We start from the raw sequence: 882 nt of genomic DNA on the forward strand, positions 1-882 counted from the left end.
CCTCCTGCTGTTCCCGGTCACTGGCCCATTCCTCGGCGGCCGGGCGTGCAAGCAACCCGAGGTCGTCGCGCAGCCGGATGTGTTCTCCAGCGAGATAACCCGCGGTGGGAGGCAGATCGTGGGTCGTGACGGCCGATAGGCAGGACTCCCGCCATAGCTCGGCCGGCAGCGGCCCGCCGGCGCCGTCGCGGTCCATCTCGAACCACAGGATCGACGTGCCGAAAACGCCGCGCCCGCCCCGATAGTGGCGCGCCCAGGGCTCCACGGTCCCCAGGTCCTCACCCCCGACGACCGCGCCGGCCCGATGCGCCTCCAGCGTCACGATGCCGATCATCGCCTCGTAGTCATAGTGCACGTAGGTGCCTGCCGCCGGCGGTGCGCCCTTCGGTATCCACCACAGCCGGAACAGCCCGATGATGTGATCGATGCGGACCCCGCCCGCGTGCCGCAGCACAGCTCCCACGAGCACCCGGAACGGTTCGTAGGCGGCCTCAGCGAGTCGGTCGGGTCGCCAGGGGGGCTGTGCCCAGTCCTGCCCGAGCTGATTGAACTCGTCTGGCGGTGCACCAACGGCAACGCCGAGAGCCAAGACATCCTGAAATGCCCAGGCGTCGGCGCCATGAGCATCCACCCCAACCGCGAGGTCGTGCACAACGCCCAGCTCCATCCCCGCCTGCACTGCGCTGGCCTGCGCTTTCGTCAGCTGATCATCGACCAGCCACTGGAGCCAGCGATGAAAGTCCACGTTCGAGGCGTACTCCTCGACGAACTCGGCGACCGCTTCCGAGCGCGGGTGTTGCAGTTCCTCGGGCCACTGGTGCCAATCCCCGCCATACTGCTCTGCCAGCGCACACCACGTGGCGAAGTCGTCGAGACTACGCC

1 protein-coding gene is annotated in these 882 nt (G+C 68.3%); it reads right to left on the reverse strand.

Translation table 11 applies throughout. The annotated features are described in order from the left end of the window. A partial coding sequence (locus GY812_16875) for a 4-alpha-glucanotransferase (protein ID MCP4437159.1) occupies positions 1–882 on the reverse strand: 882 nt, incomplete at both ends.

This window comes from Actinomycetes bacterium (genome assembly GCA_024222295.1).
Classification (GTDB): domain Bacteria; phylum Actinomycetota; class Acidimicrobiia; order Acidimicrobiales; family Microtrichaceae; genus JAAEPF01.